At 66.8% G+C, this 5,563-nt stretch carries 8 protein-coding genes, 1 pseudogene and 1 riboswitch; of the genes and pseudogenes, 5 read left to right on the forward strand and 4 right to left on the reverse strand.

The features are described from left to right. Together gvpJ and AC1D1G_RS40775 are read left to right on the forward strand one after the other, a co-directional pair. On the forward strand, positions 1–307 hold a 307-nt coding region (gene gvpJ, locus AC1D1G_RS40770; RefSeq protein WP_477956449.1), incomplete at its 5' end, for a gas vesicle protein GvpJ. Further along, the gene (locus tag AC1D1G_RS40775; protein ID WP_005570328.1) at positions 304–1,104 is read left to right on the forward strand and encodes a GvpL/GvpF family gas vesicle protein; all 801 of its coding nucleotides are present in this window, start codon (positions 304–306) and stop codon (positions 1,102–1,104) included. The genes gvpJ and AC1D1G_RS40775, both read left to right, overlap by 4 nt. A 304-nt stretch (positions 1,105–1,408) precedes the next feature. On the opposite strand, the gene AC1D1G_RS40780 is transcribed toward AC1D1G_RS40775, so the two are convergent. Together AC1D1G_RS40780 and AC1D1G_RS40785 are read right to left on the reverse strand one after the other, a co-directional pair. Next, positions 1,409–2,083 (reverse strand): ScbR family autoregulator-binding transcription factor, encoded by a 675-nt coding sequence (locus AC1D1G_RS40780; protein WP_477956450.1) that lies wholly within the window; start codon positions 2,081–2,083, stop codon positions 1,409–1,411. Between the two features lie 66 nt (positions 2,084–2,149). Then, positions 2,150–2,809 carry a pyridoxamine 5'-phosphate oxidase family protein gene (locus AC1D1G_RS40785; RefSeq protein WP_477956451.1) on the reverse strand — a complete coding sequence of 220 codons (660 nt, stop codon included), beginning with the start codon at positions 2,807–2,809 and terminating at the stop codon, positions 2,150–2,152. Positions 2,810–2,960: 151 nt separating this feature from the next. On the opposite strand from AC1D1G_RS40785, the gene AC1D1G_RS40790 reads away from it, so the two are divergent. The 3 genes from AC1D1G_RS40790 (at position 2,961) to AC1D1G_RS40800 (ending at position 4,781) form a co-directional block, all read left to right on the forward strand. Continuing rightward, positions 2,961–3,119: a hypothetical protein gene (locus tag AC1D1G_RS40790; protein WP_166680860.1), complete on the forward strand. Its 159-nt coding sequence runs from the start codon at positions 2,961–2,963 to the stop codon at positions 3,117–3,119. A gap of 583 nt (positions 3,120–3,702) precedes the next feature. Next, positions 3,703–3,916, forward strand: a riboswitch (cyclic di-AMP (ydaO/yuaA leader). Positions 3,917–3,924: 8 nt separating this feature from the next. Beyond that, on the forward strand, positions 3,925–4,506 hold the full coding sequence (locus AC1D1G_RS40795; RefSeq protein WP_477956452.1) for a transglycosylase family protein: 582 nt from the start codon (positions 3,925–3,927) through the stop codon (positions 4,504–4,506). A gap of 86 nt (positions 4,507–4,592) precedes the next feature. Then, a complete protein-coding gene (locus AC1D1G_RS40800; RefSeq protein WP_477956453.1) occupies positions 4,593–4,781 on the forward strand; it encodes a hypothetical protein in 189 nt (62 codons plus the stop codon). Between the two features lie 267 nt (positions 4,782–5,048). On the opposite strand, the pseudogene AC1D1G_RS40805 reads toward AC1D1G_RS40800, so the two are convergent. Together AC1D1G_RS40805 and AC1D1G_RS40810 are read right to left on the reverse strand one after the other, a co-directional pair. Further along, positions 5,049–5,201 (reverse strand): annotated as a pseudogene (locus tag AC1D1G_RS40805) (YegP family protein); the annotation flags it as partial. 23 nt (positions 5,202–5,224) lie between these two features. Next, the coding region (locus tag AC1D1G_RS40810) for an aldehyde dehydrogenase family protein (RefSeq protein ID WP_477956454.1) at positions 5,225–5,563 on the reverse strand (339 nt) is incomplete at its 5' end.

A 5,563-nucleotide genomic window follows, 5' to 3' on the forward strand; every position in this document is an offset into this window, starting at 1 on the left:
GGACAAGGGCCTGGTGATCGATGCGTACGTGCGGGTCTCGCTGGTCGGCATCGAACTGCTGACGATCGACGCCCGCATCGTCGTTGCCAGCGTCGACACCTACCTGCGGTTCGCGGAGGCGGCGAACCGGCTCGCGATCGGCAGTGAACCGAAGGGTCTGTCCGATCTCGTTTCCGATGTGAAGGGCAGCGGCAGCACGAAGTCCAAGACCAAGGGTGTCCTCGAGGGCGTGGGGGAGACGCTTGGTGAGCTGCTCGGCGGATCGGGAAGCGAACGCGAACCGGCACCCCGACGGAGGCACAAATGACCTCCCCAGAGGACACCGACACCGACGCCGACGACAACAACGAGGGTGCTCCGATGGCCGTGATCTACGTGTACGGCATCGTGCCGGCCGACGTGCAACCCGAAGCGGACGCCACCGGCATCCACGAGGCCCCGATCGAGATCGTCACCCACGGCGACATCGCGGCCTTGGTCAGCGAGATCGACCCGGACCAACGACTGGGCACCCCCGCGGACCTGCAGGCTCACGCCCGCATCCTCGACGGCACCTCGCACGTCGCGCCGGTGCTGCCGCTGCGGTTCGGTGCCGTCGTGTCCGACCGCGACGCGGTGGTCAACGAACTGCTTGCCGAACACGAGGACGAGTTCGCCTCCGCTCTCGAGGAACTGGAGGGCTTCGCCCAGTACCTGGTCAGGGGCCGCTACGTCGAGGAGGCCATCATCCGCGAGATCGTCGACGAGAGCCCGGAGGCTTCCTCCCTGCTCGAGGCGATCCGCGACCAGCCCGAGGAGGTTTCCCGGGATGACCGGATGGCGTTGGGGGAGATGATCGGCCACGCCCTCGAGGCCAAGCGGGAGACGGACACCGGCACCACTCTCGACGTGCTGGCACCGCTGACCGACACCGTCACCGTCCGCGAACCCACCCACGACGAGGACGCGGTCCAGATCGCGGTCCTGCTCGAGGTGGACCGGCAAGGCGAACTCGAGCAGACGGTCGGAGACCTCGCCGCGCGCTGGGACGACCGGGTCACCATGCGCCTCGTCGGCCCGATGGCACCCTACGACTTCGTGGTGGCACCGAAGCCGGAGGACTGACCGAGGGGTCTGCTGTCAGTCCTCGTCCCGCTGCCCCTCCAGCAGGTGAAGGGGGTGATCTCGCTGGTTCGAGCAGGAGATGCTTCCATCCACGCCTGCCTCAGATACCTGATCCCCTCGGGTCAGGACGAGTCGCGTTGCACCATGTGGGTTCCCTTTTCGTCCCGTCGCTCTCGCACTACCTCTTCGACAGTGCAGGGGGATGACCAGGATGAACGAGACGGGCACCTGCGGGTATCACCCACTAGTGATGAAGCGATCTCGTGCGCCCCGCGAGGGCAGGCCGCCGACCCCGCGGGCCAAGTCAGGACGCGGTCGGCTCCATGCCCCGAGGAGAGACCGTGGAGGATGTGCGCCGGGCGGCGAACTGCCGGAAATACGTCTCGGCGGCCGGGCCGGTGAGGGTCGGCAGCAGCAGTGTCCATCCGGTGGTGACCCGGTGCGTGGGGCTGTCGAGAGCGCCGGTCGCCGTGACGAGCACCCGGGCCCCAAAGGCCATCTCCACCAGGACTTCGGCGAGCTCGTCCGGGTCGATGCCGACGCGCAGATCCCCCTCCTCGCCGGCCCGAAGGGCGAGGTTTCGGCAGTGCAGCGTCCAGGTCTCGAAGATGCTCGGCGCCGCACGATCGCCGCGGTAGTCGCCGATCTCGAAGAGCAACCGGAACGCGGCCCGCACCAGCGGATCGTCGCGGCCGTAGTCGGCGAGGACATAGGAGAGATCGATGAGGGTTTCCAATGCACGGGCATGGGTGGCCATCCGCTGTGCGCAGGCCCGCTCGAATCTTCGGAAGCCCTCGTCGATCACTGCGCGGGCAAGGTGCTCCTTCGCGGGGAAATGGAAAAACAGGCCGCCTTTGGTGGTGCTGGACTTCCCGGAGATCGCATTCAACGTCGCGTGCACATACCCGTGGCAGTCGAATTCTTCCGCCGCCCGCTGCAGTAACGCGCTTCGGGTCAGGTGTGCCCGTCTCTGGGTCACGAGACCGGCTCTTCTCGCGTGCCCCCGTCGGTCAGCGGCGGCCGGCGACCGTGACGCTCAGCCACGTCAGAAACACCTCGACGGCAAGGCCGGAGTCGATTCGGGCGGTGCGGTCGCCGCCGCTCTGTCGTATCGCTGGGTGTCTTTCGCGTCGAAGTAGTCACCGCCCTTGCGTTTCGTGTCGTCGGTTCCCCAGTCCCGGTGGTGCGGAACAGGCTCCATGCGGGGAATGTGCTTGCGGCAGTGAACGTATGCCACTTCGACCTCCACCATCACCCACCGCTGCGGGATTCGTCCCGGCGCGCAGTCGCCCGGTAGATCCGGGAGTTCGGAGCGCAGCACCTCGTCCTCGACGATCCGCGCCGCGCCGTTGATGTGCAGCCCGATCAGATCGTGGACGAAATCGACGAGCACGAGTCCGACGTGCGGGTTCTCGGCGATGTTGCCGAGACTGGCCATCACCCCGTTGCCTCGGTACTCGGGGTAGGCGAGGGTTTTGGGGTCGATCACGTGCAGGAATCCGGGTGCGCCGGCGCGCAGGCTGTTGTCACATTCGCCGGCCGCGTCCGCGGTGGCGACGAACGCGATCTCCTGGCGGCCGACGAAATCGATCATGGCCGGAGTGAGATGGTCGAGCACCTGTTCGGCGTAGAACCGGACGGCACGCTCGACGGTGCCGTACCGATGCTGGAGGTCTCGTTCTCCGGCGCTACCGAGCTGCCTCATCTGTCTCTCCATTACGGTTCGGCATCATTGGCCGGTTCACCCTACGGGACACACGCGGGTGCGTCGCGCCGCGCAACAACACCGTGGGAGGGCTGCGACGGGGCGATCCTGGAGCAGGCATCGGTCGGTGACCTGGGCGTACCGTGAATGGATGAAGACCAAATCCCCTCGAGACGAGCTTGCCCGCCGGCTGGCCGAGCGGGACGAGTTAGTGGTGGAAGTCCTCGAACTCGAGGGCCGGCTGGAGAGGGCCAAACGCCGCCTCGACGAGGTATCCGCCGAGATCGACTCGTCCGGGCACATCGAGTAGCACTTCTCCGGGGCGTGCAGCACGACCGATGTGGGAGTGTGTACCGGCCACGCGCTCATGCTGGAGCGGACCGACGAGTTCAGCGCTCTCGTCCTGGGTTTCCTGCGGGAGCGCGGCTGCACTGAGGTGGCCCGCAGGGCCGGGACTCGCACGCCCTGCGCCCATCCCCTCCATCGCAACCGCCTTCCTCCTCAGCTGATCGATGTCGCCCCTCCACTGTCTGCCGCGCCATCGCCGCGCCGAAGACGCACAATGCCCACCGATCGGACCTGAGTGTCATCTACGCATCCCACCCATCCCCATCTCCGCTCAGGGCACCGGCCAAGGAGATCGTCGACGCACCCGGTGGCGTGAGCTTACTCACATAACGGCCCGGTAACGGAAGGGCAACGGCTCGGCGATACGCGCGTCTTGTCGCCACTAGCTGGGCACGGTCTCTGCGCGCCCAATGAGGTCCCGCAACAGGCGAAGACACTCCGCGTTATCAAATGGTGACACTGCGGCCTCGGCCCGTTACCGTCGTCACCGGCCGAGGAAACATCGGCCACATCCGGCCCGCCGCGCCAAACCTCGTCCCGCGGGTACCGGAGTCCCGACGAAGCATTCCAGGGACGAGGACGGGGGACCCAAAGTCCTCCAGGGAACGCAAGTTCTCAGACGGACACCGGCCCGAATGTGCCTCGCACACTCGGATCTTGGGGTGAAGCCAGACCCTCTCCAGCCAGGAGAGGCGAGGCCGGGCGACCTCTCAGCCCGAACCCGACAGCTGACCTCGCAGGCGCGTGTGGAGAGGATCTCGACCACTATGAGCGGACGYCATCGCAAGCCCACCACCRCCGGCCGCACCGTCGCCAAGGTCGCCGTYACCGGCGCCATCATGGGCGTCGCCGGAGCAGCCTTCTCGGGCACCGCGAACGCGGCACCCGACTCCGACTGGGACCGCCTCGCGCAGTGCGAGTCCGGCGGAAACTGGGGAATCAACACCGGAAAYGGCTTCCAGGGYGGACTCCAGTTCTCCCCGAGCACCTGGAACGCACACGGTGGCACCCAGTAYGCGGCCASCGCCAACCAGGCCTCGCGTGAAGAGCAGATCGTCGTCGCCGAGAAGGTCCTCGACTCCCAGGGCTGGGGCGCATGGCCGTCCTGCTCCTCGAGCCTCGGCCTGAGCAGCGCACCCACCCAGCGCACCGCCCCCGCAACCGTGCCCGAGGCCCCCGCGGCGCCGGCMCTSCCCGACCTCACGGGCGGCGTCCCCAGCACCARCGGCACCTCGCAGTACGCCGGTGTCGTCGACAMCGCGATCGAGGCCGTCAAGGCTCAGGGCATCGCGATCGATCCCCAGATCCTGCAGCTCATCGACGCGAACAAGGGACTGCTCCCGCAGTAATCCCCCGCACCTCACAGAAGAGGGGCCCTGCACCGATCCGGTGCAGGGCCCCTCTTCTGTCTTCGGTCAGCGGTCAGCGGTGGGGCATGGTGCTGATCAAGGCGGTGTCCTTCTCATTGGCGTTGCTTGACAACGGAACCGTGGTACGCATCGCGCACGACGTCAAGGTCCTGCCGCAGCGCCAGGACCTCAACTTCTACGAGAACCACCTGACAACGCTGCCCGAAAACGGCATCGGCGGAGCCTTTTACGGTGAATGTTCGTATCCGGATTGAGCAAGTCGATAACCGCGGTGTTTAGCACCCCACGTTGGGCGGCAACTGCGTGTCCGGTCTGGTCGCTGACGCGCACACCGTCAAGTGGCCGGAGGTGAAGGCGGTGTGTGGTCGGCCCACGCGGGGGATGGAGCAGCAGCCGCATTTCGATCCCACCGAATGGCCGCTACCGAAATGGCGGGCCAAGGGTTGCTGGGTCTGCGCCGCCCGAACCGAATAGCCTGYCGCCGGAGCGTTCCTTCCAGCGCAAGGAATGCGTCCTCCAGGTCAGGTTAGGTCCGCGGTTGGAGCCGTTGCCGCATTGGCTTTGATTGAATCGATCCCGTTTTGAGCCGCCGCCTTCGAGGTGTAGCCCTGGCTGGCCGCGATGATCTCGCCGTTAGCCGCCTTCAGGTGAAACCGGAACTGGCCGGCGGTGTCCGATCTGTCTCGGGGCGGGTGGTTTACGCGAAGCCGACGTACTTGGTTTCGAGGTACTCCTCGATGCCTTCGGTGCCGCCTTCGCTGCCGAGGCCGGACTGCTTGACTCCACCGAACGGCGCGGCGACGTCGGAGATCACTCCGCGGTTGACGCCGACCATGCCGCTCTCGAGCTTGTCGGCGACGCGGAACGCACGGTCGACGTTCTGGGTGTAGATGTACGCGGCGAGACCGTATTCGGTGTCGTTGGCGGCGGCGACGCCCTCGGCCTCGGTGTCGAAACCGGTGATCGCGGCGACGGGTCCGAAGATCTCCTCGCGGACGATGCGCGCGTTCGCGGGCACCTCGTCGAGGACGGTGGG

It is taken from the genome of Rhodococcus sp. P3_B8 (assembly GCF_056402775.1).

Bases quoted from the DNA above. Each gene is read 5' to 3' on its own strand.
- AC1D1G_RS40775 (WP_005570328.1), top strand. From the start codon at position 304: ATGACCTCCCCAGAGGACACCGACACCGACGCCGACGACAACAACGAG.
- AC1D1G_RS40785 (WP_477956451.1), bottom strand. From the start codon at position 2,809: ATGAGGCAGCTCGGTAGCGCCGGAGAACGAGACCTCCAGCATCGGTAC.
- AC1D1G_RS40790 (WP_166680860.1), top strand. From the start codon at position 2,961: ATGAAGACCAAATCCCCTCGAGACGAGCTTGCCCGCCGGCTGGCCGAG.
- AC1D1G_RS40800 (WP_477956453.1), top strand. From the start codon at position 4,593: ATGGTGCTGATCAAGGCGGTGTCCTTCTCATTGGCGTTGCTTGACAAC.